Source organism: Shewanella sp. NIFS-20-20 (genome assembly GCF_019209865.1).
Taxonomy (GTDB): domain Bacteria; phylum Pseudomonadota; class Gammaproteobacteria; order Enterobacterales; family Shewanellaceae; genus Shewanella.
Window position 1 is genome coordinate 1 of the sequence record NZ_JAHUTT010000061.1, and the last position, 23,457, is coordinate 23,457.

Below are 23,457 nucleotides of genomic sequence, written 5' to 3' on the forward strand. Positions count from 1 at the left end.
GAGTACGCGCCAAAGCTTCTGAAAGTTGCATAAAAAAATCCGATGACAAGGGGTCATCGGATTTTGATCCTTTCAGTGAGATCGTCAAGCGATCTGTCTTAACTGATCGGCATTAGGCGTTAGCCGGCTTTTTTTATGGGGTGCTCCTGCTATAGTATTTATCGACAGGCGGGCTTGCTAAATATTTTTTGCCCGAAAACATGGCTGAAATGGTGCCCGGTTGGCTGGTGACATCTTGTCGAATCGCACCGGCAATATGCAAAGCCAACAAGAGCCATAGGATATAGGCACCATAGAGATGAACCTTGCCTATGCTGCTTTTGATTGGGGCTAACAGCTCAGCTTTTTGTGGATTAACCCCGGTTTTATCATAAGGCTTAATACTCGAGGGAGCGACATCGTCAGCGGCCAAGTAAGTCTGAATCGCCGCGCCGAATGGCGGGTAGTAAATATCGGTACCGGCGCGAAATAAGCCGCTACCAGCCATAACAATCAGTAACAGGTATAATGCGATAATCGCTAGCCTGCCAAGCGGATTATGACCCAGGTATTGCGGGGGCGTCTCTGATTTCATGCCTTGTAAATATGGACCGATTTGATTGGCATTATTGCGCTTAAATAGAGCGCGCCAATGATTCTTACCAGGTAGCATAAAGCCTGCAAACAAACGAATAGCAAGATTAAGCACGAACACATATCCAATCAGAATATGAATTTGTTTCAGTCCAACTTTGGCTGCTAAGCCTTCGATACCTAACTCGGCTTTAAACATCATAATTAAGCCTAAGAGACTCAAGATAAAAATTAGCAATACATTTAGCCAATGAAAAATTCTGACTGATAAATGCCATACCTTATATTCTGTTGTATTCATCGTTGTTCATATGCCTCTGGTTATTCAGCTTTAATTAAGTTTACTCCAATCTGGCACAAGGCAAGTATACAAATACATTACTTAATGCTCATGTTGATCATTCAGTCGCTGAGGAAAATATAGTGCAAAAAAGCGAGGGGCTGACACTCGCTGATTCTCTTATTGATATCATCACTCTAGTGATTAGCGTATTGACGGTCATTGCATGTTCTCAAATGCATCGCATAAGCAGCGCTCGGATACCGCTACAGTTGGGATTTTTGTTGTTACGGTTAATATGACGTAATCATGGGCATTATACGACTGCAGGTTAGACGATTCACCGCGCAATCGCGGTAAGAAAGGGCTGCCTTTGGCATCAGTTTCGACGATGAAGATTATTCAATCGATGGCAGGTTTATGCTTAAGCGACTGATTTTATTTAGGTGAAGTCGAGGGTGTGCCGGTAAAATTTTGCTTATTCCTTATAAGATCGAGTGGTTAATGACTTGTTAACATCAGGTGGATGAAATACAATCGAGGGGCTATTTTAGCTGGCCATACTGACACGGGAAGTGTCACTTAGATCGAATCTATAAAGCATTTCAGGGAGTAGAAAATGTTCAAGGTTATTAAATGGATATTGGTATCACGTTCGAAATTACTCTCAGATTTGCTCCAACAATACTGGCCCCAAGAGTTTCTGGTTAAGTTAAATGCGACTATTCCTGAAGACATCACCACGGTCGAATTGAGTCAACACTCTTTGATGTTAATCGATTTATCGACAGTCGATTTGCAAACAGCCTATCAACTCACTCGTTTAGCCGAAAAATCTATTGCCCCAATAAAAATCGCGTACCTGCACTACCCGAGGAAAGTGGATGCTAAATTTTTACTTAATCCGCTTTATACCGCTGGGGTGTTTTATTGTAATCAAAGCTTGTTAGAGATCTCTGATGGCTTATCAAATATCCTACGGGGTGAGCGCGCCATTCCGCATGCTCTTGCTGAAGAAACATTTAATCTTGAAGCGATAGAAACAGATGCGTTGACGCTTAGAGAGCGAGAAGTGTTACAAGCCTTACTTAGCGGCTCCACCAACCAAGATATTGCCAAAAAATTGTATGTTAGCGAAAGCACCATCAAAACGCATTTATACCGAGCCTTCCGTAAAATTGGTGTGTCTAGCCGCGGCCAAGCTATTGCTTGGGCCCAGCAACATATGCACGAGGTAAGAGTGTAGGATTGCAGTGTGTTGCCGCTGACTCAGTAGTAAACGCTTATCGATGACGCTCGGTCATTGATGGCTTGAGAGCGGCTACCACTTCACTAAACAGCTTTAGCCCTTCATGGTCAGAACTAGGCAAGCACGGTCAGTGCTTGCCTTAAATGTCCTATAACCACTTAGCCAGTTTCTTTGGATCAGAAATCGTAAAATAGACGGTGTCGGCAGGTGGAGTTTGCAACGGCATGTTGCCTGAGAGTAATTGATCGCGGCGGAAATAATGCAAACGCAGGGCTTGGCCTTGCGGATAACTTTGCAGTTTCTCCATAAAATCGGCGCTCACTTTTAATCCATCGGCGGCGATTAAGACGTCGTTAGCACTCAGTCCAGCCGCCATCGCTGGACTATCTTGACGGACTGAGGTGATGATTAAGCCGGCATTATCTGGTTTAAATTGTGCGCCAAAGTCCCATGTCCACGGCGTTAAATCCTCGCCACCAATATCTTTGGTACTTGCCTTGGCACGTAGGTGCATCTTGACTCCGACATTGGCGAGTAACGCGGCTAACGGTATGTCTTGGGTGTTATTGAGATAGGCAAATAAAGCACTTGCATCTTGCCCGAGGAGTTGTGATACATAGGCCTGATGGCTGCGGTCATCCGTACCGACGCCAGTCAGTCCATGGTGTCGCCATAGCAAGCGCATCAGATCATCAAGGCTGTAGTTGCTGTGTTCACGTAAATGTAAGTCGATATATAACGCGAATAACGCCCCCTTAGTGTAATAAGAGACGATGGCATTTTGTGCGTTTTCATCTTGCTGATAAAACTTGGTCCATGCATTAAAACTCGACTCGGTCAGGCTTTGTTTGAAGCGCCCTTGGCTGCGATACACCCGAGTTAGTGTTTGCGCCAGTTGGGCTAAATATTGTTGTTGTGATATCAAGCCGCTGCGGTAAGTCATCAGGTCGTCATAATAAGAGGTAATACCCTCATAGGCCCATAATTGCTCTGTGTAGCTTTCTTGATTGAGCTGGTAGGGCACAAATGTCGTTGGCTTAATCCGTTTGACATTCCAGCTATGAAAATACTCGTGACTACACAATGATAAATAGGTCTGGTAACCGTCGGTGATCGCTTGAGTTTGATTGAGAGGTAAGTCGCTACGGCTGCACATTAATGCGGTCGAGTTCCTATGCTCTAGACCGCCGAAACCATTATCCAATACGGCGGTCATAAATAAGTAGTTATCGAAGGGGGCCTGCTTATCAAATAATTGGATTTGACTTCGACAAATCGCCGTTAAGTCATTGGCTAATCGCTCGAGACATGGGCTTGGGTCTTGGCGCAATGATGGTGGTAATCGCCCCGCGAGGACGATGTCATGATTAACGCCATCGACATCAAAACTATGGTGCGCAAAGGCTCCCAGTTCAAAAGGATGATCGATTAGCGCATCATAATTGTCTGCCACAAACTCGCCATAGTGCCATTTATTGCCAGATAGCCGTGATAAGCCGGTCGCTACGAGCCAATCGTGAGGGCCACTGACTAACACATGATGTGCTTGATGTTCGAGCCCTTCAAAGCACACAAATACGCTACTGCCGTTAAAAAAGCCGCGCTCATGGTCAAGATAAGCGCTACGAACGGATAAGTCGGCCGCATAGATCTGATAGTGCAAGTGCAGTTGCTCACATTCATCCACGACTTGCCAGCGCTGTTTGTCGAGCTGGATCAAACGTACCGCTTGGCCTTGCTCATTGGTGGCGCGCATATTAATGAGGTGGCGAGCAAAGTCGCGGATCATATAACTGCCGGGGATCCACGCGGGTAAACAAAAGGTTTGTTGTGGCTGAACCGCAGTGACGTGAATGCTGACATCAAACAGATGGGCTGAGTATTGATTGGCATTAATATGATAATGTGGCATAGGGTAATCCATTATGGGGTCTGCGGGTATGCTAGCAAAAATTTACAGGGATCTCAGAGGTTTTCATTCAATATGCTAGGTAATTGTCGTATGGACAGTCATGAGTTCAAGGGCGTTCTCGACAGTTTATCTCAGTACAAGCTATTGATTTTCAGTTATACTGACGCCATTTTAATGAGAGTGCTTTGTGTCTGGCGACTCGGTGTCGTTAGCAAGTTTAATCCCTACGTTATAAGGAATCATCATGGCTGAAGAAACCATTTTTAGTAAGATTATCCGCCGTGAAATCGCAGCCGATATTCTCTATCAGGACGAATTAGTGACGGCTTTTCGCGATATCTCTCCGCAAGCGCCAACCCATGTGTTGATTATCCCTAATCACCTGATCCCGACGCTTAATGATGTTAAAGCCTCAGATGAAGCCGCACTTGGCCGCATGATGACCGTAGCGGCGCGTCTGGCGAGTGAAGCTGGGATCAGCGATGACGGTTATCGAGTGATCATGAACTGTAATCGTCATGGTGGCCAGGAGGTTTATCATATTCACTTGCATTTAGTTGGTGGTGAGCCGTTAGGTAAAATGTTGAGTTTACCTCAATGAAAGTGTCACCACGGGACTTCCCATTAACGGGGTTAGCACAACGTTTTGTCGGTCAACTCGCGCATTGCCAACGCCTGCAGATTGAAGTGCTGGAGGCGAGTGAACATCATGTGCTACTGCAACTCCCTTACAGTGATGCCATTATCGGCGACCCTGACACAGGGGTGATCCACGGCGGGGTGATCACCACCTTGATGGACACCAGTTGTGGAACCGCGACGATTTGTGCCATCAAGCAAAAATACGATACGTTAGAAATTTCGCCGACCTTAGATTTACGGGTGGATTACATGCGCCCCGCACAGCCCCATTTACCAGTCTATGCCATGGCCGAGTGCTATAAATTGGCGTCGAGTGTGGCTTTTACTCGGGCGATTGCTTATCAAGAATCCATCGATAAACCGATTGCTCATGCGGTTGGCTCCTTTATGCGTATTAGCCCTGAGATGATTGGTGATGTGTTTCGTGCGGCATTAATGGGGCCTGAATTGGGCAAGGATAACGACAATGCACCAGATGGAAAATAGCCACTCATTATTGCGTCAGGCCGCCCGTAGCCAAGATGTCAACCGAGTGTTAGCGTTAGTCCCCTATGCTAACTATATTGGTATGGGCGTAGAGCGTTTCGGCGATGAATTGATTTTTAGGTTGCCCGCTAACCCTAATAACTTAGGTAATCCAGTATTACCCGCGTTACACGGTGGCGTGATTGCTGGCTTTATGGAAATGGCGGCGATTGTGCAACTTATGGTGCTGATGCAAGCGGCTAATGTACCTAAAGTTGTTGATTTTTCGATTGATTACCTGCGTGCCGGTTATGATAAAGATACCTTTGCCGAGTGTCGGATCACTCGCCAAGGTCGACGGGTTGCCAATGTCAGCATTGATTGTTGGCAATCTAATCGTAAACAGTTGATTGCCACTGCTCGAGCGCACTTTTTGTTGAGTTAACGCATCACAGGAGAACCACATGAAACAAGCAACAAGGGGTAGTAAATTATTGGCCGTTGTGGTCATCACCGGCTTAATGACCTTGTCGGGTTGCAGTCACCGTACGGGTGGGGTGATGGCATCATCAACTGGCGTTGATAGAATCGATAATGCCAGTGTGAGTCGCGATGTCACTATTACCAATTTGCGCAGTCGCTTGGTGGGTGGTTTTATGCAGGGCACCGCGACCTTAACTAGCCTCGATTCGACCGACTTAAATTTGCAATATAAGTTCACATGGTTTGATGGCAGTGGCTTTGTGATAGACGATGATTCGTCGCCGTGGTTGCCGTTAACGTTATTTGGAAAACAACAAACCCAAGTGCAAGCCATGGCGCCTGCCCAAGGGGCTGTGAGTTTTGAAGTTTATGTTCGGCAGGTGTTTGCCGACTAGGTATTGCACTACACAATAAGACCTTAAGTATACCGTCACCGGTAGGTTCAGATGAAGAGTAAATAATAATCCATTGTTTACTATTAACATTCTGTCTACTTGAGGTATACTTGCCGCCGCCAAGGGGTGTCAGCAAGGCTGACTGAGATGTCGAGAGACGAACCCTTAGAACCTGATCCGGCTTATACCGGCGTAGGAATGGTGCGTTTATTGCCTCCGTGCGTCTTGCCGGATCTCAACCTATTTCAGATTGAGGTCCTATGAAACATCCTATCTCGTTAATATCTTTAGCTATTTCAGCGACATTCCCCTGTGCATCCGCATTGGCTGATGCAACTCAACACTTAACGGTGACCGATGATACCCCCATGGAAGTCTTAGTGGTAACGTCTGATTTCCGCGCCATAAATATCAATCAGGTGCAATCGAGCATCAGTGTGATAGATAAACAACAACTGCAAGATGATGGCGCTGAAAACTTTCAAGATATCCTTAATGGCATCCCTAATCTCAACTGGTCTGGCGGCAGTTCACGGGCCCGATACTTTCAAATTCGAGGCGTTGGTGATCAAGAAGAATATGAAGGCGCCCCTAACTCATCGGTGGGCTTTTTTGTTGATGACATTGATCTCTCTGGTCTCGGCATGGCCTCCAGTTTGTTTGATATCGAGCAAGTGGAAGTCCTGCGCGGCCCACAGAGTACCTTGTTTGGTGGCAATGCCTTAGCGGGAGCCATTTACCTAAAGAGTGGCGAACCGACGGCAGTGACCGAAGCGGGGGTTGAGATGTCTGCCGGCACTGATGATCTTCTCACCTTTGGTGTTTACGCCGGAGGCAGCATGAATGCCGATGACACGCTATTAGGTCGAATTTCGGTGCAAAGTCATCAGCAAAATGGCTTTATGGAAAATCAGTATCTCGGGCGGGATGATACCAATGCAAGAGATGAAGTCTCTGCCAAAGCCAAATTTCGCTGGTACGCCACTGATAGCTTGCAGGCAGACTTGACCCTGATTCACGGTGATTTTGACAATGGGTATGATGTGTGGTCGCTGGACAGTAACGGTGAAAATACCTACACAGATCGTCCCGGCAAAGATACCCAAACCACCAATGGTGCCGGATTAAGTCTGAGCTGGGAGGCCCACAAGGCCTTTAATGTCGAGTCCATCACCAGCTTTGCTGATACCGAGCAGCGCCATGCCTATGATGGTGACTGGTCCAATCCCGAATACTGGGATCAGTTCGAGTGTGATGGCGCTCCCTGTGTCTATGACTACTGGTGGGATAAAACCGCCAAGCGTCGCAACATTAGTCAAGATATTCGCTTGCTGAGTAATGATGCAGGGCGAATTTTTAATCACACCACCGACTGGTTAGTTGGGGCTTATTATAATCGCTTAAGTGAAAGTAATCATTTACAGGTGGAAGAGCGCTATGATGCCTCACCGGCGTATCTGTCGACCAAAGACAGTGATTATCTTGCCCGTAAAACCTCCGCCTTTGCCCAGCTCGATACTTACCTAGGCTCGTTGCATTATTCTGCGGGGGTGCGGGTTGAGCACTGGCAAAGTGACTATCGCGATTCAACCCCAGAACAATTCTCGCCGTCAGAAACCATGTGGGGCGGTCACTTATCGGTGAGCTATGACCTCAATCATGGCCACCAGCTCTATGCTAAAGTGGCGCGAGGCTATAAACCTGGTGGTTTTAATATGGATTTGCCGCCGGAGTTAAGTCAGTACCGCACGTTTGAGTCTGAAACTTTATATAACTATGAGATTGGTCATAGTGGCAGCTATTGGCAAGGGGATGTCACCAGCCGAGTGTCACTATTTTATATGGACCGACAAAATCAACAAGTGGATGCCTCGGTTCAAATTCCTGGCACGGGTAATTTCCTACTCTACACGGCCAATGCGACCAGTTCGACCAATTATGGATTAGAGGCCGAAGGCCATTGGTATGTTAGCCCCAATGTCGATGTATTTGCATCGTTAGGATTATTACGCGCTCAATATGATGATTACCAGTATCAGAAATCGGGTGAGATTATCGATTTGTCGTCCAGAGAGCTGGCACATTCTCCTAGTTATAATTACCAAGTGGGGGCGACTTGGCGTGGCGATAGTGGCTTATTTGCCACTATTACCCTGTCAGCGATGGACAGTTTTTATTATTCCGACAGTAATGAATTTGTCTCAGAGGATTATCAGTTGCTCAATATGCGCCTTGGTTATGAGACCGACACTTGGTCGCTGTTCTTATGGGGACGCAATCTCGCTGATGAATCTTACGGCGTGAGAGGATTTTTGTTTGGTAATGAGCCGAACCTAGATTGGGCGGATCAGGAATATGTTCGCTATGGCGATCCTCGTCAACTTGGGGTCACGTTTAGATACGATTATATGTAATCGTGTTGGGTTTTCATGGGCCACTGCTGTGGCCATTTTTGGCGGCATGTGCCGCAACATTAGGATATTGTGATGAAATTAACCGCAGAAATTAGCATGTACCCTTTGCAAGATAACTATCTTGAAGCCATCGAATGGTTTATTCAGCGCGTCGATTCTTATGCCAACATCGAGCGAGTGACCAATGCGATGGCCACACAAGTGGTCGGTGAATACAGTGAGGTCATGGCCATGCTCGCGGTCGAAATGGCCGCTGCTCATCAGAAATTTGGTAAGGCCGCCTTTGTATGTAAGTTTTTAGGAGGTGAGCTTAATCTAGCTCATAGACAGTAGCATGTGGGCACAGATAATGGCGTGGTTTGAGCGGATGGCTCAAGAGGCACAATCAGATTGGTTAATGATGAATGGCTGGGAAGCGCTGGCGGTGTTGTTAGCCATGGCCTATTTGATTTTAGCGATGCGCCAAAGCATTTGGTGCTGGCCAGCGGCGTTGGCCAGCACGGCTATCTATACCTTGCTCTTTTGGAAAGTATCACTATTAATGGAATCCGTCCTTAATGTCTATTACATGGCGATGGCCGTTTATGGCTTTTGGTTGTGGAAACATGGTGGCGAGCGAGGGCAAGGCCAAGCGTTGGTGTCTTGGAGCCTGAAACGCCATGCAGTCATTATCGGAGCGACCAGTCTGATCTCGCTGGCGGTAGGTTACTTGATGGCGACTTATACTCATGCCTCTATGGCTTACTTAGATGCGGCGACGACCTGTTTTGCAGTGATGACCACAGTATTAGTTGCAAAAAAGGTGGTTGAGAACTGGCTGTATTGGGTGGTTATCGATCTTGTGTCTATTTATCTGTATATGAATAAAGGCATGATCTTAACCTCAGGATTATTTGTGGTGTATGTCGGTTTAGCCATCAGTGGCTATTTTTTGTGGCGTAAACAATTACAGCCCTCTTCGCCATTGGCCACCGCGCACTGATGTATCTTAAGCAACTCGCCGCGTTGTTAGCTCGCGCGCCCCAAGCCGCCACCGCATTGACTGCGGTGGTCGCTGTATTTAACGCGCGGCAGCTGCAGCTCTCTGCGCCGCCTAACCTATTGACCTCGGGGCTTAATAATCTCAATGTTTTGCTTACGCTAGAGCCAATGAGCAAGTGCGCAGGGCAGGGGGCTTGCGACAACTCAAGTGAACACTGTGCTGCTAGCCAGTGGGTGTTGCGCTGTAATACACCACAGCCCTTAGCCTTGCGCCAGCAAGAAGTGCAGGCATGGCAAGCGGCGGCCAGCGCCCAATTAGCACCGCCATTACTCTGGCATAGCGAAGATTATCAATTATTTATTAGTGAATATTGTCCATCAAGTTGTGCCGATATCTTTGGTCAAGGATTTGCCGCGCCGGCGAAGTTCACCTCAGCAAGCGATTGGCTTAGCGCCATGGCGCACCAAGGTTCCACCATTTCATCCTTGAAGTTAGAGCGCGCGCCTCCATCGCCAAAGATCACATTCACCGAGCCGTTAGCGCCTCACTTAGCCGCGTTATTGACCATGTTGTTGCAATTGTCGCGCTTACCCTTACCGCAACGGCATATGTCGACTGGCGCCCAAATTGAGGGCTACTTGCAGGCATTAATGCAGCGCGCCCCTTCAGCAAGATGGCCTGTGGCTGAACAACAACGCTGGTATCAAGCGCAAACGCAAGTCATGCAATACTGGCAAGTCAACAGCAAGCGTTTAGCTGTGGTGGATAAGGTGCTTACTTGGTCGCAATTTAGCCACAGAGATCTTCACCCAGATAATTTATTGTGGCGCCAAGGGCAAGTGTATTGTCTCGATTTTGAATTTTGTTGCGCAGGCCATCCACTGTGGGATCTCACGTCTATTGTAGCCACTTGCCAGTTGCCACCACGGCAAGCAAGCACATTTTGTGGTCGCTATTTACAGGCTCATCCACACTTGACCTTAGCGCATATCGAGCTAATGCCTGCCATGTTAGATAGTTATTGGTTTACTGCCTGTTGTTGGGCGCTCAATCAGGCGCGCGACACTCAGTCGCTTGATTGTCTGGACTGGTTTGATAGTTTCTGGCAAGTTGTTACTAAATAGTTAATGCTTGCCCGCCGCACTGATGGCTGGTTGCTAAGGCCGATGACATGCTAGTCCGTGGTTTTCTCCTAAAAATCTTGATCATTACTGTGTGCTTATTAGGACTCGGGGCGTGCTCGACCAAAATGAGCTATTACTTTTTGGATTGGGCGATTGAATGGGAAGTCGATGACTATGTTGATTTAAATGATGAGCAGCAACAGGCACTGGCACAAGCGATAGATGAATTTATCCTGTGGCATCAAGCCAATGAATTGCCACGTTATAGTCAACATTTGACTCAAGTTATTGAGGATATTGCGACGCCATCGTTAGAGGCAGAACGATGGCTGCACCATAGTCAACTTGGCAAAGCCCATTGGCAACGGCTGGTGGCGTTTAATCTAGAGGCGATAACCGCGTTGATCGCCAGTTTAAGCGATGCTCAAGTGGCTCAAATTGATGCCAACATTCGCCGTCAAATCGCAGAAGATAAAGACAAGTATCTCAATGCCAGTGATGAAGATTGGCTGAAACGTAATGATGAGAATTTACTCGAGCGTGCCGAAGATTTGTTGGGCGAGTTATCTGTGCAACAACGCCTAATGATCCGCAAGTATAACCGCAATCGTCCTCGTACCACCGCGCTGTGGTATCGCTATCAAGACGACTGGTCGAGCCGATTTATTTCCACCATCCAACACCGTCAAGACCCCGTGAGATTACATGGGGAACTGGTGCTGCTGTTTACCGCTGCCGACACATTAAAAGCCCCAGAATATCAGCAAGCCTTGGTGCAAAACCGTCTGGCTATGGGCGAGCTCCTACAACAATTACACGCCAGTTTGACCACCAATCAACAACGAAAAGTGGTGAACAAACTGCAAGATCTTATCGCCGATCTTAACGATTTAAGTGCCGCCGGCATGAACAATCTCGCGTTAAATCAGAATCTTTGAAAGGTGATTGAGCTATACAAGGTCTAATGGGCGAATAATCTAATTGAGGAAATACAATGGGACTGACCAAGCTAATCAAGTTATTTAATCAAGGTGCAAGTTATACCCAAGGGCTGGCGATGTTCGGGCTGCGGCTGTATCTCGCTCCGGTGCTTATTCAAGCCGGTTACAATAAACTGAGCAATTTTAGTAATACTGCACAATGGTTTGGTAATCCCGATTGGGGCCTAGGGCTACCTATGCCAGAAGTGTTAGCTGCGCTGGCGGCTGGTACTGAATTTTTTGGCGGCATATTGCTGTTAGTGGGCTTAGCCACGCGACTGGTGGCATTGCCGATGATGATTACCATGTTGGTGGCCGCTGTGACTGTGCATTGGCAAAATGGTTGGCTGGCAATTAGTGATGCTTCATCCTGGTTAGCCAATGAGCAAGTGTTAGCCTCAGTCGAGAAACTTGGCAAGGCCAAAGAGATATTACAGCAATATGGTAATTACGAGTGGCTGACCAGTTCAGGCAATATTGTCATTTTGAATAATGGGATTGAATTTGCCATCACCTACTTCTTAATGCTGTTTGCATTATTTGCCTTTGGTGGCGGCCCAGGTCTTAGTATTGACTATTACCTTGCTCGGGCAACCAAACAAGATTGAGCGTACAAATGCCACTATATTTAACAAAGGTGTGACTTGTAATTCATGTTTTGAGTTTTCTCAGTTATAAGTCCATTTGAGAGCTTGAGCTGATGATAGTGTCTCGAAAAGTGAAGCCAAGCCTTTGGCTTCACTTTTTGTACGTTTAGTAGCGCAAAACTTGATAAAATGTTGACACAAATCACATTTTGATTGGTACAATGAGCCAAAGCTGCCTTATATGAGTGTGTGTATGCTCGCTACAGAATTGTTATTGAATCGCCAATCCTGTCCTCGTCTCCAAGCGCCAGCACCTGATCCGGCGCAATTAAGCTTGATGTTAAATGCGGCGGTTCGCGCGCCTGATCATGGTGGCTTAAATCCGTGGGAATTTATCATCGCCACCGGTGATGGTCTCAAGCGTTTAGGCGACATTTTCGTGGCGGCCAAGGTACAAGAGGGCGCCGATGCTAGTGTGCTTGAACGTAGTGGCGCCTTACCGCTTAGAGCCCCGATGGTGATTGTGGTGGTATGTAAATATCAAGCCCATGACAAAGTACCTAAGCTTGAACAGCAATTGGCCGCAGGCTGCGCCTGTATGGCGATGCAACAGGCGGCCTTCAGTCAAGGGCTTGGCGCGATATGGCGCACGGGGGATCTCGCCTTTAATCCGCTGATTAATCAAGCGCTGGGCTTGAGCGGCGACGATCAAATTGTGGGCTATCTCTATGTCGGCACGCCTGTGATTGCGGCACAGCTCAAACCACAACGCTCAGGCGAGGCTTACGCCCGTTATTTATAAGGGCTAACCCAGGCCATCCTTGGCTGGTGACGAGCAACAAGGCCTGATATGGTGGAAAGTGCGCGGACAAAAAACCGACAGAGGTTGGCATGGGTAAAGACAAGTTAACCGGTGATGATGTAGTGCTGGAACCATTATCCTTATCGCATAAAGCGGCATTATATTTACATTTGAAGTCGTGTCAGCGGCCCTTATGGTTTAGTTGTATGCCTGAGAACACTGATTTTGATACTTGGTTTGCGCAATCCTTGAGCCATGATGCCCAACTTTTGGCTTATCACTGGGTGGTGCGCTCACGCCATCAGGGTGACATCTTAGGTTGCGTGGCTATTTCACGCTGGGACCATCACAATCTAAGAGCCAGGTTAGCGCTCGATTGGTTAGCGGTGGGCGCAGACTATGAGATAGCCCAGCAGGCTTGTGTGCTGTTGATCCAAGATGCGTTTGAGCGTTTTAATGCCATGGTGGTAGAGTTTGCTTGCTTATGGCATAACCAGCAAGTGCGCGCATTAGCCGTGGGGATTGGTGCTCATCAAGACGGGGTGTTAAGGAATCACCAAATACTTGCCGATGGCACAGTGCATGACCAAGTGGTGTACTCCATTTTGGACAGTGAGTGGCCAACATTAGTGCAAAAATATCAACAACATCGACTCGCATAGGAACCGGATTGGATATTCACATTGGGATTGCACAACCCCAGCATTTGTCAGAATTGGCGCGTTTATTTAATGAGTATCGACTATTTTATCAATTAAATGACGATATGCCGGCGGTAGTTACTTTTATTGAGCAGCGTTTAGTGCGGCAAGATTCAGTGCTAATTTTGGCCACTGATTCGGCAGGGCAAGGATTGGGCTTTGTGCAAATGTATCCGCAATTGTCGTCGTTAGATATGGATGAATTTATGGTGATCAATGATTTATATGTCACCCAACATGCCCGTTGCGTTGGGCTTGGACGACGATTGATGGAGCAAGCGATTGCTATTGCTAAGCAACGGGGTTATCAGCGCCTTAGCTTAGAAACTGAATCGGTGAATACTAAGGCGCAATCGCTGTATGAATCTTTGGGATTTCGCAGAGATAGCCATTATTACCAGTATCAGTTGTTGATGGAATGAACTCAGTTAAATGTTAACTTAAAAGGGAATATTATGAAGTTGTATCGCGCGTACTTGGCCATCGTCGCCTGTTCAGTGTTGACTATTCATCCGGTGATTGCCGACACGACCCCCCTGAGCGTTGCCGAGCGGTCTTATACTGAAGAGCTACTTGAATGTGCCAGTTATTATGATATTAGTAGTGAAGCCATCAGTGCCATGAATGCGCCGCAAATGCAGGCTGTTGCCAGCCGCTTAGTTGAGTCTAGCGCAGAGGCAAAGCGATTAGCGGCGGAGTATTTACCTGCGCAGCAATTAGACGCTGAATTGGCCAGTGCTAAACAAGCACAGATAATGCAATTAAAAAACAGTCAAAACTTGGGCGGATTGATGGCCAAATACAAAGACAGTTGTAAACAGTTATTGGCTGACCCTAAACAACGACTCGAATATTGGCAGATGGTTAATTTTTAGGATCTTATGCAAAAACTCTTGATTGTAGCGGCACTAGCAACCTTGCTGTCGATGGCGGTGCAGGCATTGATGTGTTATCAACATGCTAGAGAAACCCGGACGTTAGCGTCCAATGGCGCCTTACTGTTGAGTTTTTGCTTTCAATCTAGCGCGGTGATTATTTTTGTTGCTGCGGGATTGCAGTTACTGTCGTTGTCACAAAACTTTAGCTTATTGCTGTTTATTAGCCTTAATCAGGGGCTGATGGCCATTTGGTTGTTGTGGCGCACGTGGACAATGCGGTTTGAATCCCCTGATTTACGCTTACCTCAATTGATCAGTGTCGGAAGTTTATTGTCGGTATTTGCCAGTTTATTCACTTTGCTAATCTATTAAAGATCATTGCCTTACTGATATTTCGTTACAAAGTTGACCTTTCGTTTAACACTTGTATGAGGCAAGCTAAGCACTATATTGTGCTCAGCGTACTAAATCATTAGGTAATTAGATGATATCCCTCCGTCATGTTCAAAAAATATATCCCATGGGCGATGCGCAGGTGCATGCGCTCAGTGGAGTGGATTTAGACATTGCCGCCAATGAATACGTGGCGATTATGGGTCCATCTGGCTCGGGTAAGTCGAGTTTAATGAATATTCTGGGTTGTTTAGATCATCCCACCTCGGGCACCTATCTTCTTAACGGTCATAATGTGGCTGAATTGGATGATGATGCCTTATCCATAGTGCGCAATCAGGATATTGGCTTTGTCTTTCAAAGCTTTCATTTATTACCCAGATTAACGGCACTCGATAATGTGTTATTACCTCTGCGTTTCAGTGCGCATCCTAAGGGCTCTCGGGAACATGCCATGACTCTACTTGAGCGCGTCGGCTTAGGCGGCCGTGCAGATCATAAGCCCAATCAACTCTCCGGTGGCCAAAGACAACGGGTTGCGATCGCTCGGGCATTAATCAACCAACCATCCATTTTATTGGCAGATGAACCTACCGGCGCGTTAGATTCTAAAACATCATTAGAAATCATGGCGTTATTCTCTGAACTTCATCAGGCGGGCCAGACCATTATTGTGGTAACCCATGAAGAAGAAGTGGCAGCTTACGCCAAACGTATTATTCGAATGCGTGACGGTAATATTCAACAAGATCAAGGAAGTCAATCTAATGTGGCGTAGTTATCTATGGTGTGCCGTGCTGTTGGCTAGTGCGCCACTCTGCGCGGAATCTTTGTTACTGACGGGGCAAATCGCCTCAATCAAAGCTCAAAAGATGAGCGTACCTAAAGCCGGTGATGCTTGGCGCTATCAAGTGCAATGGCTTATGGCCGAAGGGGACGTGGCTAAGGTGGGTCAAAGTGTGGTGATTTTTGATAAGAGCCAAGTTGCGAATCAAATTGAGCAGTTGCAAGCGGCGCTGTTGCGAGTCAATGCTGAAGAAAAAAGTAGTGCCAATCAATTACAGGCCGCGGTACTACAAGCCGAATTTAATGAGAAGCAAGCCCGCTTAAACCGTGAAAAAGCGGCATTAGATGCGGCTATCCCTGTGGATTTTATTGCTGCCAAAGATTATGCCGATCACCAGTTTGCCTTACTAAAGGCCGATGCTGAACTTGAAAAAATGCAGCAAGCGCTCGACGATGCGCACCAATCGTTGCGCGGCAACCTGCACAAGCTCGCCATAGATAAGCGCAAAGCCGAAGTTGAATTGGCTAAAGCACTCAAGGATTTAGATAGTTTAGATTTGAAGGCTGCCCTCGAAGGCCCTGTGATATATGCCCAGGTCACTAATCAGGACCGCAAGGTGCAAGTGGGTGATACCGTTCAAATCGGGCAGCACGTAGTGACTATTCCGGCGATGGAAGATCTCCAAATTACTGCCTTTGTGAATGAAGTCGATATCGATAAACTCGCGTTAGGCACCTCGGCAGAACTACGTCTCGATGCTGATTTAACCCAGCCTTTTCAAGCCAAAATTAGTCAGATCAGTCGCCAAGGGGTTGTACTCCCGGGCTGGGGACAAAGTGTGTGGTTTGAAGTGGCATTATCAATCACAGAACCAGTGCTGAAGTTACAACCGGGCATGAGTGTTCAAATTCAGATTGAGGTGTCTTGATGAGACCATTAATGATGCTGATTTGTCTCTTAGGGTTGCAGGCGTGTAGTCCAAAACCTACCGCGGAAGTCACCCAAGGTCAGTTGCAACAAGTGATCAGCGTGACCGGCGAACTTAAGGCGGCCAATTCATCCGACTTAATGCCGCCAGCGATTCGCCGCATGTGGCAATATCAAATTAGTCATCTTGAAAACGAAGGCCAGTTTGTCAACACGGGGGATGTGGTTGCCCAGATTGATAGTTCGGAACTTAGCCAGCGTTTATCGGTAAAAATGGCTGAACTCGAAGCCACGCGCCAAGACGTAACCACCTCGACTTTACGCAACGAAAAGCGCTTACAAGAGCTGACCTTATCCTTAGCCGAAGCCAAAATGAATGCGGAGAAAGCCGACTTAAAATTTGCCATTGCCGACGATACGGTGGCCGCTATCGATAAACAGAAATACCGCCGTGACGCCGAGATCGCTCATGACAAGGTCAAATTGGTTACGCAACAGATTGAGCTTGAACGGCAAGGAGCCATTCAGCGTCAGGCCATGCTTCAAAACGATTTACAAACGTTTCAACTGGAAGTGGATGAACTGAAGCGCGCAATCGCGGCATTGACGCTAACGGCACCTCGCAGTGGCATGCTGATGCATGGCACTGATCACGAGGGGAATAAGATCAAGGCCGGTCAGTCAGTCTTTGTCGGTGATACTGTGGTGAGTATTGTTGATTTAACCCAATTACAAGTCACGATGACGATCCCTGAGGTCGAAGCGCGCCGTATCTATGTGGGACAAAAGGTGGCATTACAACTGGACGCCAATCCCGAGCGGGAATTTACTGGCGCGCTGGTGGCGCTTGGCTCAGTCTTTCGCAATAAGCGCAGTGATGTTCCGCTGGTGGTGTTTGATGCCAAGGCCAGTATCGATAACATTGATGCTGAACTGATGCGCCCCGGGATGACGGTCAAAATCCGGCTCGATGATAGCAGCGATGCTAAACACGTATTATTGCCAATATCAGCGGTATTTTATCAAGAGGGACAAGCATTTGTTAAGGTACCGACTTGGTATGGTCAGCAAGACAAGCCTGTCATTATTGGCAAAATGGGTGAGCAATTTGTTGAAATCATCAGTGGCTTAGTGCCCGGGGAAAAGGTGATGTTGTGAAGTTACGTTTGGGGATCTTGATGATGTGTGCGGCTATCTTAACGGCCTGCAATGAGGCGCCGACGCAATCGATTTTAACCATGACCGTCGAACGCCAAGATTTTCAGGTATCGGTCCCGGCAGAAGGGCGACTAGAAGCCAGTCAATCGACCTTTGTTTCTGTGCCGTCGAGTTTGCGAGGGCCGCAATCTTTGGCTTGGATTTTACCGAATTACACCCAAGTGAAAGCCGGTGATGTCGTGGCAAAACTCGATCCCAGTCGTGAGTCATTTTATTTAATTCGTGAGCAATTTGATTTTGATAAGTTGGATGTTGATCGCCAGTTACGTTCTGAACAAGATAGCACTCAAGCATTAAATTTAGGACTAGATCGGCAGTTATCAGAGCAAGAGTTAGATTTGGCCGAACGCTTTTTTAGTGAGGATGAGCGGGTCTATACCAAGATAGATATCATTGATTTGATGCGCAATAAAGATTATCTCCATGCACAACAATCCTATCTTGATTGGGGCTTATCGCAACACAGTAAACAGGCCAATGCAGAGCAATCCTTATTGCAATTAAAGCAAAAAGGCTATCAAGCTAAGATGGGACGCTACCGTGCCAATTTACAAAATATGGAAATCATAGCGCCCCATGACGGTATTTTCGTTCATGCCCGCACCTGGAATGATCAATTACCTCAGGTGGGTGACATGGTGTGGTCAGGGATGGCATTGGGGCAACTACCCGATACTCGCGTGATGCAAGCTAAAGTCTATGTACTTGAGTCTGAAGCCGCAGGTCTCGGGCTCGGTCAACGTGCCCAAGTGACGTTAGACGCCTATGGCGATCGCAGTTTCAGCGGTACTGTCAGCCAGATGGACAGTCTCGCTAAACCTAAAGAGCGAAACAGCCCAGTGAATTATTTTGAACTGACCATCAGTCTCGATAACACCGATGAGGAAATTATGTTACCTGGGCGCGCCTTAATTGCCAGCATTGAACAAGTGGACTTAGCGCAAACGATCGCGATTCCTAATCAAGCGATATTTCAACGGGATGGAGTGTCTTGGGTGTATAAACAACAGCAAGATCAATTCATAAAACAAGAGATTGTGACCGGACTGCGCAGTTTAAATCGGACGCAAATCGTCGATGGGCTCGTTGCCGGAGATGTCATCGCTTTGAGTCAAGTTGCCGGGAGTCACTGATGAACTCGATACAAATTTACCTCACAGGGATTAAGCAAGCCTTTGGTGAAATGCACCATCATAAACTCCGCACCGCGTTAACCTTATTGGGGATGATATTTGGTGTCGGCGCCGTGGTGGCCATGCTGAGTGTCGGCGAAGGAGCGGAGCGCGAAGCCCTTAAAACCATCGAATCCATGGGGGTGCGTAACCTGGTGATTGAATCAAAGGACATTCAAGGGGATGGATTAAAAACGGTTCGTGAACATAGCATCGGCTTACATTTGCGCGATATTGAGGCAATTAAAGCCACCTTACCCTTTATTGAGCAATGGAGTGCTGAACGGCGCGTCGATGTTTTAAGTCTTTTCAGTGCCTCGGGTCGCAGTGATGCGAGTGTAGCCGCGGTAACATCAAGTTACTTTGCCATGTCATCGCTTGATGCCGCCGAAGGTCGTTTACTTGAGCAAACCGATGGCAATCACTATCGCCAAGTGGCAGTCCTTGGCCCTGAAGTTGCCCGTAGTCTCTTTCCTGATGGCCAGGCATTGGGGCAAAATATTAAGATTAATCAACAATGGTTTAAGGTGGTTGGGGTGTTAGCCAGTGGCGAGCTGTCTCAGTCCAACATTGCCGGTGTTAAGCTCGGTGGCGAGCGCAATAAGGTATTTATTCCACTCAATACGGCCCTTAAAAAGTTACATTTCACGCCATTATCGGATCAGCTTTCAAGTATCAAATTAGCCGTTTCCGACGGCGTCGACCCGAGCCTTGCGGCGCAAAGTGTGCAGCATTTATTCACTCGACGTCATGGCGGTGAAAACGATTTTACTGTCATCGTACCAGCGGACTTACTAGCACAACACCAACAAACCCAGACGATATTTAATATTGTGATGGCCTGTGTTGCCGGTATTTCATTGCTGGTGGGCGGCATTGGCATCATGAATATTATGCTCGCGACGATTTTGGAGCGCACGGGTGAAATTGGTTTATTTCGCGCGCTTGGGGCGAAACAGTCAGATATTGCCCGGCAGTTTTTGATTGAAAGCACTGTGATTTCTGCCACCGGCGGCATCATCGGCCTTCTCGTCGGGCTCGTATTAGCGCTGGCGATTGCGACCGCGGCCGGTTGGCCGGTGGCGTGGTCGTTATCCTCGATATTACTGGCATTGGGGGTATGTATGGCGGTCGGTGTTGGTTTCGGTTTTTATCCGGCGAAAAAAGCCGCCAAACTGGATCCCATCGTTGCTCTGCAGCGCGATTAAACTTCTGATAGAGCCTACCCTGCAGCTTACGTTATAATGAGTTTTTTATTGCAGGGCTGTGCTTATGAATTATCTCATCGATTTATTGTTGTTTTGCTTAGGGCTTGGCCTGCTTATATTAGCTATTCAACACCTGCGTAATCGTAAAAAATAACCCAAGTTACCCCTCATGGAGCGGCAAACGGGCCGCTATTGGCCCAAGATAACTCGACTTGGCTGGCGTGAACGATTTAAGTCGCAGTCATTGGGTCAATTGATTAGAATACCCTTTAACCTATGCACGCAGGCGAACTGACTTGTGGTGCTTTAGACACTCAAGGTGTCATCGACTGACGCAGACTGTTTTTCTGCAGGAGATAATATGCAATTGTTCGTGAATGATCTGACCGTGATAGATTTCTCGTATTTATGTCCAAAACGCGGCATGGTTGGAGAAAGCTGGATCGTTGATGTCGTGCTTGATGGTGGCTTAGATGAACAAAGCATGGTGCTAGATTTTGCCAAGGTGAAGCGCACGATTAAGCAAACCATCGATTCGATAGCCGATCATCGTTTATTGGTGCCAATGGCCAATAATCACTGTCAAATCTCGGAACAAAACGACCGTATCTGGCTCGATTTTAGCTCTGATAAGGGAGATATTCATCTCGCTTGCCCCGCCCAAGCTTTTGCACTTATCTCAACCGATGTTATTGATTTTGATAGTGTTAATCATTTTTTATTGGCGGCTTTAAAACAAACGTTGCCTGCCAATGTCGAAGGTATTAGCTTAACCTTACGGGCCGAGATCCTCGAGCGGCCTTATTACCATTACAGCCATGGATTGAAAAAACATGATGGCAATTGTCAGCGGATTGCCCACGGCCATCGTAGCCCAGTCCAAATTTTTGTGGATGGGGTGAATGATACTCAGCAAGAGGCGTTATGGGCGAAACGTTGGCAGGATATCTATTTAGGTTCGACTGAAGATTGCTGCGAGGTGGCAGCGCTGGGGTTGTCGGTATTAGCGGATAAGATCACTGATGACAGTCATTATGGATTTCGTTATCAGGCGCCGCAAGGCGATTTTCAGTTAGCCATGCCTAAAGGCTGTTGTGAAATCATTGGCCATGACACCACGGTTGAGTTGTTAGCCCAATATATGGCGAAGACATTGAGTGCAGAACTGGCAAAGCACGTTAGAGTCATCGCGTATGAAGGTGTTGGTAAGGGAGCTATTTTCGTGGCGGGTTAAGCCGCTAATCGCTTTGCCGCTAAATTGGGGCATAGTGTTTGACCAGCGCTCAAAGAGAAGGGATGAGAGAGTGACAGGATTATTAAGGGTAAGTGGCGTTATGCTGGCGCTTGGCGTCAGCCTGCTTGGCCATGTGCAAGCGCAACCGACTGATCTCGGGCTGAATTGTCCTAGCGATACGGCCATTACTATCAATAGCGACAGTGTGTGTTTATGGGGACGGCTGACTCAAGGGGCATTAGTCCGTGGCCAAGTGGCTGCAGGTTCCCAAGTCTGGCTGAATGACCAAGCGGTTGAGATTACCCCGCAGGGCTATTTTGCCATAGGTTTTGGACGTGATGCGCCGTTAACCCAGCGTTTAACATGGCAATTGCCTCAACAAGACAAACAGCAACTTAGTTTTGAATTATCCGCGCGTGATTACCGCATTCAACGGATCAGCGGGATTGCCAAGAAAATCATGCAGCCCGATCCCCAAGATATTGCGCGAGCGCAATTGGATTCACAACAAGTGAAACAAGCCCGAGCCATCAAGAGTCAACATGAGGCGTTTATCGCTGATTTCGCTTGGCCGCTGCAAGGGCGGATCTCTGGGGTGTATGGATCTCAACGGGTTTACAACGGTGAGCCCGGGCGCCCGCATTTTGGCATTGATATCGCAGCGCCTCGCGGGACGGACGTTATGGCGCCGGCAGCGGGAGTGGTCACCCTAGCGGTGCCGGATATGTTTTACTCCGGCGGCACCCTCATTATTGACCATGGATTTGGGGTGAACTCGACCTTTTTGCACTTACATACCTTAAAAGCCAAAGTCGGACAACAGGTTAAGCAAGGTGAAGTGGTTGCCGAAGTCGGTTCGACCGGCCGCTCCACCGGGCCACATTTAGACTGGCGTGTGAATTGGTTTGAGGTGCGACTCGACCCCGCCACACTCGTGGCGCCAATGGCGAGCAAATAATCATTTTTCAGGATACTGTACGGCAAGTTTACCCCTCAAAAGCCTCGGTGCCGATTATCACCGAGGCCACTTCTTCGGCGCTTAAGTGCCGCCATTGACCTGCTGGGACATCGAGGCATATTTCGCCTATCTGTTGACGATGTAAGCCGGTAACTTTGTTGCCAACCAAAGCAAACATACGTTTGACTTGGTGATATCGGCCCTCACTGATGCGAAGTAATACCTGTTGGCTCGAGACTTGAGTCATGGTCGCGGCTCGGGTTAGTTGGGATTCACCCGGCAGCATGATCCCTTGGTTGAACTCGCGTTCAATACGATGAAATGCCAAACAATCGAGCGGATCTCGTAAGTCGACACGGTAGATTTTTTGACAAGCAAATCGTGGATTAAACAGGGTAAATGACCAACGGCCATCATCGGTGATCAATACCAGCCCAGTGGTATCGGCATCTAGGCGACCGGCGATATGCATCTCGCGAGCTTCCGTCATTGGCAGATAACGGAACACGCTGGGGTAGTCACCATCGATATTTGAACATAAGGTATTGGCTGGTTTATGTAGCATGATGTATTGCGACGGCCTAGCAATCAATGGTTGACCGTTTAAGGTGATGCAATTATTTTCGTGTACTTGCATGGCGGCAGACGTTGCTACTTGGCCGTTGACCGACACTTGACCTGCGAGGATCTGTGCTTGGGCTTCACATCGAGTGAGGCGAGTACTTTTACAAACAAATTTATCGAGGCGCATAGGATAAGAGCGGAGGCATGATGGCCTATTGTATCTTAATCTTGGCATCTAGCCGCGAAAAAACAGGATCGCGCCATGCTTGGCGAGATCTCGCTACGCTTAGGCGTAGGTTTGTTATGTGGATTTGCTAATGAGGTTTACTCAGTCGGGATGAGTCGTCACGCGTGGTGGGTGTCATGTTGCGCTCGCTGAAATAGCAAAAAAAACCGGCCTGAGGCCTAATGCCGATCAGTTAAGACAGATCGCTTGACGATCTCACTGAAAGGATCAAAATCCGATGACCCCTTGTCATCGGATTTTTTTATGCAACTTTCAGAAGCTTTGGCGCGTACTCATATCAAT

At 47.6% G+C, this 23,457-nt stretch carries 26 protein-coding genes and 1 riboswitch; of the genes, 23 read left to right on the forward strand and 3 right to left on the reverse strand.

The annotated features are described in order from the left end of the window. Window positions 1-133: 133 nt before the first annotated feature. Entirely contained in the window at window positions 134-874 is a 741-nt protein-coding gene (locus KU855_RS15720; protein ID WP_218531368.1) for a cytochrome b/b6 domain-containing protein, read from the reverse strand. Window positions 875-1,472: 598 nt separating this feature from the next. On the opposite strand from KU855_RS15720, the gene KU855_RS15725 reads away from it, so the two are divergent. Further along, a complete protein-coding gene (locus tag KU855_RS15725) occupies window positions 1,473-2,099 on the forward strand; it encodes a LuxR C-terminal-related transcriptional regulator (protein WP_218531370.1) in 627 nt (208 codons plus the stop codon). A 151-nt stretch (window positions 2,100-2,250) separates the two neighbouring features. On the opposite strand, the gene KU855_RS15730 is transcribed toward KU855_RS15725, so the two are convergent. Further along, window positions 2,251-4,014, reverse strand: coding sequence for a M61 family metallopeptidase (locus tag KU855_RS15730; RefSeq protein ID WP_218531373.1), 1,764 nt, complete (start codon window positions 4,012-4,014; stop codon window positions 2,251-2,253). A gap of 244 nt (window positions 4,015-4,258) precedes the next feature. Here KU855_RS15730 and hinT point away from each other — a divergent pair, with 244 nt between their 5' ends. The 22 genes from hinT to KU855_RS15840 all read left to right on the forward strand — a co-directional run bounded on the left by hinT (window position 4,259) and on the right by KU855_RS15840 (window position 22,364). Beyond that, window positions 4,259-4,615, forward strand: a complete 357-nt coding sequence (gene hinT, locus KU855_RS15735) for a purine nucleoside phosphoramidase (protein ID WP_218531375.1) — start codon at window positions 4,259-4,261, stop codon at window positions 4,613-4,615. After that, window positions 4,612-5,142, forward strand: a complete 531-nt coding sequence (locus KU855_RS15740; protein WP_218531378.1) for a PaaI family thioesterase — start codon at window positions 4,612-4,614, stop codon at window positions 5,140-5,142. Before hinT ends, KU855_RS15740 begins: the two co-directional genes overlap by 4 nt. After that, window positions 5,132-5,566, forward strand: coding sequence for a PaaI family thioesterase (locus tag KU855_RS15745; protein WP_371316378.1), 435 nt, complete (start codon window positions 5,132-5,134; stop codon window positions 5,564-5,566). The genes KU855_RS15740 and KU855_RS15745 overlap by 11 nt, the downstream gene beginning before the upstream one ends. Before the next feature lie 19 nt (window positions 5,567-5,585). After that, on the forward strand, window positions 5,586-5,999 hold the full coding sequence (locus KU855_RS15750) for a YcfL family protein (protein ID WP_218531380.1): 414 nt from the start codon (window positions 5,586-5,588) through the stop codon (window positions 5,997-5,999). Window positions 6,000-6,111: 112 nt separating this feature from the next. Further along, a riboswitch (TPP riboswitch) is annotated at window positions 6,112-6,215 on the forward strand. A gap of 44 nt (window positions 6,216-6,259) precedes the next feature. Further along, window positions 6,260-8,413, forward strand: coding sequence for a TonB-dependent receptor (locus KU855_RS15755; protein ID WP_218531387.1), 2,154 nt, complete (start codon window positions 6,260-6,262; stop codon window positions 8,411-8,413). A gap of 72 nt (window positions 8,414-8,485) precedes the next feature. Further along, complete coding sequence (locus tag KU855_RS15760) at window positions 8,486-8,746, forward strand: hypothetical protein (protein ID WP_218531393.1); 261 nt, start codon at window positions 8,486-8,488, stop codon at window positions 8,744-8,746. A 16-nt stretch (window positions 8,747-8,762) separates the two neighbouring features. Further along, window positions 8,763-9,395, forward strand: coding sequence for a nicotinamide riboside transporter PnuC (gene pnuC, locus KU855_RS15765; protein ID WP_218531415.1), 633 nt, complete (start codon window positions 8,763-8,765; stop codon window positions 9,393-9,395). Continuing rightward, window positions 9,395-10,519 carry a phosphotransferase family protein gene (locus KU855_RS15770; RefSeq protein ID WP_218531395.1) on the forward strand — a complete coding sequence of 375 codons (1,125 nt, stop codon included), beginning with the start codon at window positions 9,395-9,397 and terminating at the stop codon, window positions 10,517-10,519. Before pnuC ends, KU855_RS15770 begins: the two co-directional genes overlap by 1 nt. A 47-nt stretch (window positions 10,520-10,566) precedes the next feature. After that, entirely contained in the window at window positions 10,567-11,457 is an 891-nt protein-coding gene (locus tag KU855_RS15775; protein ID WP_218531397.1) for a DUF6279 family lipoprotein, read from the forward strand. A gap of 56 nt (window positions 11,458-11,513) precedes the next feature. Further along, a complete protein-coding gene (locus KU855_RS15780) occupies window positions 11,514-12,107 on the forward strand; it encodes a DoxX family protein (RefSeq protein ID WP_218531399.1) in 594 nt (197 codons plus the stop codon). Window positions 12,108-12,339: 232 nt separating this feature from the next. After that, the gene (locus KU855_RS15785) at window positions 12,340-12,888 is read left to right on the forward strand and encodes an NAD(P)H nitroreductase (protein ID WP_218531400.1); all 549 of its coding nucleotides are present in this window, start codon (window positions 12,340-12,342) and stop codon (window positions 12,886-12,888) included. Between the two features lie 89 nt (window positions 12,889-12,977). Continuing rightward, on the forward strand, window positions 12,978-13,550 hold the full coding sequence (locus KU855_RS15790) for a GNAT family N-acetyltransferase (protein WP_218531401.1): 573 nt from the start codon (window positions 12,978-12,980) through the stop codon (window positions 13,548-13,550). 8 nt (window positions 13,551-13,558) lie between these two features. Next, window positions 13,559-14,011: a GNAT family N-acetyltransferase gene (locus KU855_RS15795; RefSeq protein WP_256261070.1), complete on the forward strand. Its 453-nt coding sequence runs from the start codon at window positions 13,559-13,561 to the stop codon at window positions 14,009-14,011. Between the two features lie 33 nt (window positions 14,012-14,044). After that, complete coding sequence (locus KU855_RS15800; protein WP_218531402.1) at window positions 14,045-14,464, forward strand: hypothetical protein; 420 nt, start codon at window positions 14,045-14,047, stop codon at window positions 14,462-14,464. A 6-nt stretch (window positions 14,465-14,470) separates the two neighbouring features. Then, the gene (locus KU855_RS15805; RefSeq protein WP_218531403.1) at window positions 14,471-14,839 is read left to right on the forward strand and encodes a hypothetical protein; all 369 of its coding nucleotides are present in this window, start codon (window positions 14,471-14,473) and stop codon (window positions 14,837-14,839) included. A 112-nt stretch (window positions 14,840-14,951) separates the two neighbouring features. Continuing rightward, entirely contained in the window at window positions 14,952-15,638 is a 687-nt protein-coding gene (locus KU855_RS15810; RefSeq protein ID WP_218531405.1) for an ABC transporter ATP-binding protein, read from the forward strand. Then, complete coding sequence (locus KU855_RS15815; protein WP_218531408.1) at window positions 15,628-16,575, forward strand: HlyD family secretion protein; 948 nt, start codon at window positions 15,628-15,630, stop codon at window positions 16,573-16,575. Before KU855_RS15810 ends, KU855_RS15815 begins: the two co-directional genes overlap by 11 nt. Continuing rightward, window positions 16,575-17,732: an efflux RND transporter periplasmic adaptor subunit gene (locus KU855_RS15820; protein WP_256261071.1), complete on the forward strand. Its 1,158-nt coding sequence runs from the start codon at window positions 16,575-16,577 to the stop codon at window positions 17,730-17,732. The genes KU855_RS15815 and KU855_RS15820 overlap by 1 nt, the downstream gene beginning before the upstream one ends. Next, on the forward strand, window positions 17,729-18,925 hold the full coding sequence (locus tag KU855_RS15825) for an efflux RND transporter periplasmic adaptor subunit (protein ID WP_371316376.1): 1,197 nt from the start codon (window positions 17,729-17,731) through the stop codon (window positions 18,923-18,925). Before KU855_RS15820 ends, KU855_RS15825 begins: the two co-directional genes overlap by 4 nt. Beyond that, window positions 18,925-20,172: an ABC transporter permease gene (locus tag KU855_RS15830; protein WP_218531410.1), complete on the forward strand. Its 1,248-nt coding sequence runs from the start codon at window positions 18,925-18,927 to the stop codon at window positions 20,170-20,172. Before KU855_RS15825 ends, KU855_RS15830 begins: the two co-directional genes overlap by 1 nt. Window positions 20,173-20,533: 361 nt before the next feature. Continuing rightward, the gene (locus tag KU855_RS15835) at window positions 20,534-21,406 is read left to right on the forward strand and encodes a 6-carboxytetrahydropterin synthase (RefSeq protein WP_218531412.1); all 873 of its coding nucleotides are present in this window, start codon (window positions 20,534-20,536) and stop codon (window positions 21,404-21,406) included. Window positions 21,407-21,476: 70 nt separating this feature from the next. Continuing rightward, window positions 21,477-22,364 (forward strand): M23 family metallopeptidase, encoded by an 888-nt coding sequence (locus KU855_RS15840; RefSeq protein ID WP_371316377.1) that lies wholly within the window; start codon window positions 21,477-21,479, stop codon window positions 22,362-22,364. Between the two features lie 28 nt (window positions 22,365-22,392). On the opposite strand, the gene KU855_RS15845 is transcribed toward KU855_RS15840, so the two are convergent. Beyond that, window positions 22,393-23,115, reverse strand: a complete 723-nt coding sequence (locus KU855_RS15845; protein WP_218531414.1) for a pseudouridine synthase — start codon at window positions 23,113-23,115, stop codon at window positions 22,393-22,395. Window positions 23,116-23,457: the final 342 nt, after the last annotated feature.

What these genes read in the sequence shown, in the direction of transcription:
- KU855_RS15720 (WP_218531368.1), bottom strand. Translation starts at nt 874, where the DNA reads ATGAATACAACAGAATATAAGGTATGGCATTTATCAGTCAGAATTTTT.
- KU855_RS15725 (WP_218531370.1), top strand. Translation starts at nt 1,473, where the DNA reads ATGTTCAAGGTTATTAAATGGATATTGGTATCACGTTCGAAATTACTC.
- KU855_RS15730 (WP_218531373.1), bottom strand. Translation starts at nt 4,014, where the DNA reads ATGCCACATTATCATATTAATGCCAATCAATACTCAGCCCATCTGTTT.
- hinT (WP_218531375.1), top strand. Translation starts at nt 4,259, where the DNA reads ATGGCTGAAGAAACCATTTTTAGTAAGATTATCCGCCGTGAAATCGCA.
- KU855_RS15740 (WP_218531378.1), top strand. Translation starts at nt 4,612, where the DNA reads ATGAAAGTGTCACCACGGGACTTCCCATTAACGGGGTTAGCACAACGT.
- KU855_RS15745 (WP_371316378.1), top strand. Translation starts at nt 5,132, where the DNA reads ATGGAAAATAGCCACTCATTATTGCGTCAGGCCGCCCGTAGCCAAGAT.
- KU855_RS15750 (WP_218531380.1), top strand. Translation starts at nt 5,586, where the DNA reads ATGAAACAAGCAACAAGGGGTAGTAAATTATTGGCCGTTGTGGTCATC.
- KU855_RS15755 (WP_218531387.1), top strand. Translation starts at nt 6,260, where the DNA reads ATGAAACATCCTATCTCGTTAATATCTTTAGCTATTTCAGCGACATTC.
- KU855_RS15760 (WP_218531393.1), top strand. Translation starts at nt 8,486, where the DNA reads ATGAAATTAACCGCAGAAATTAGCATGTACCCTTTGCAAGATAACTAT.
- pnuC (WP_218531415.1), top strand. Translation starts at nt 8,763, where the DNA reads ATGGCGTGGTTTGAGCGGATGGCTCAAGAGGCACAATCAGATTGGTTA.
- KU855_RS15770 (WP_218531395.1), top strand. Translation starts at nt 9,395, where the DNA reads ATGTATCTTAAGCAACTCGCCGCGTTGTTAGCTCGCGCGCCCCAAGCC.
- KU855_RS15775 (WP_218531397.1), top strand. Translation starts at nt 10,567, where the DNA reads ATGCTAGTCCGTGGTTTTCTCCTAAAAATCTTGATCATTACTGTGTGC.
- KU855_RS15780 (WP_218531399.1), top strand. Translation starts at nt 11,514, where the DNA reads ATGGGACTGACCAAGCTAATCAAGTTATTTAATCAAGGTGCAAGTTAT.
- KU855_RS15785 (WP_218531400.1), top strand. Translation starts at nt 12,340, where the DNA reads ATGCTCGCTACAGAATTGTTATTGAATCGCCAATCCTGTCCTCGTCTC.
- KU855_RS15790 (WP_218531401.1), top strand. Translation starts at nt 12,978, where the DNA reads ATGGGTAAAGACAAGTTAACCGGTGATGATGTAGTGCTGGAACCATTA.
- KU855_RS15800 (WP_218531402.1), top strand. Translation starts at nt 14,045, where the DNA reads ATGAAGTTGTATCGCGCGTACTTGGCCATCGTCGCCTGTTCAGTGTTG.
- KU855_RS15805 (WP_218531403.1), top strand. Translation starts at nt 14,471, where the DNA reads ATGCAAAAACTCTTGATTGTAGCGGCACTAGCAACCTTGCTGTCGATG.
- KU855_RS15810 (WP_218531405.1), top strand. Translation starts at nt 14,952, where the DNA reads ATGATATCCCTCCGTCATGTTCAAAAAATATATCCCATGGGCGATGCG.
- KU855_RS15815 (WP_218531408.1), top strand. Translation starts at nt 15,628, where the DNA reads ATGTGGCGTAGTTATCTATGGTGTGCCGTGCTGTTGGCTAGTGCGCCA.
- KU855_RS15820 (WP_256261071.1), top strand. Translation starts at nt 16,575, where the DNA reads ATGAGACCATTAATGATGCTGATTTGTCTCTTAGGGTTGCAGGCGTGT.
- KU855_RS15830 (WP_218531410.1), top strand. Translation starts at nt 18,925, where the DNA reads ATGAACTCGATACAAATTTACCTCACAGGGATTAAGCAAGCCTTTGGT.
- KU855_RS15835 (WP_218531412.1), top strand. Translation starts at nt 20,534, where the DNA reads ATGCAATTGTTCGTGAATGATCTGACCGTGATAGATTTCTCGTATTTA.
- KU855_RS15845 (WP_218531414.1), bottom strand. Translation starts at nt 23,115, where the DNA reads ATGCGCCTCGATAAATTTGTTTGTAAAAGTACTCGCCTCACTCGATGT.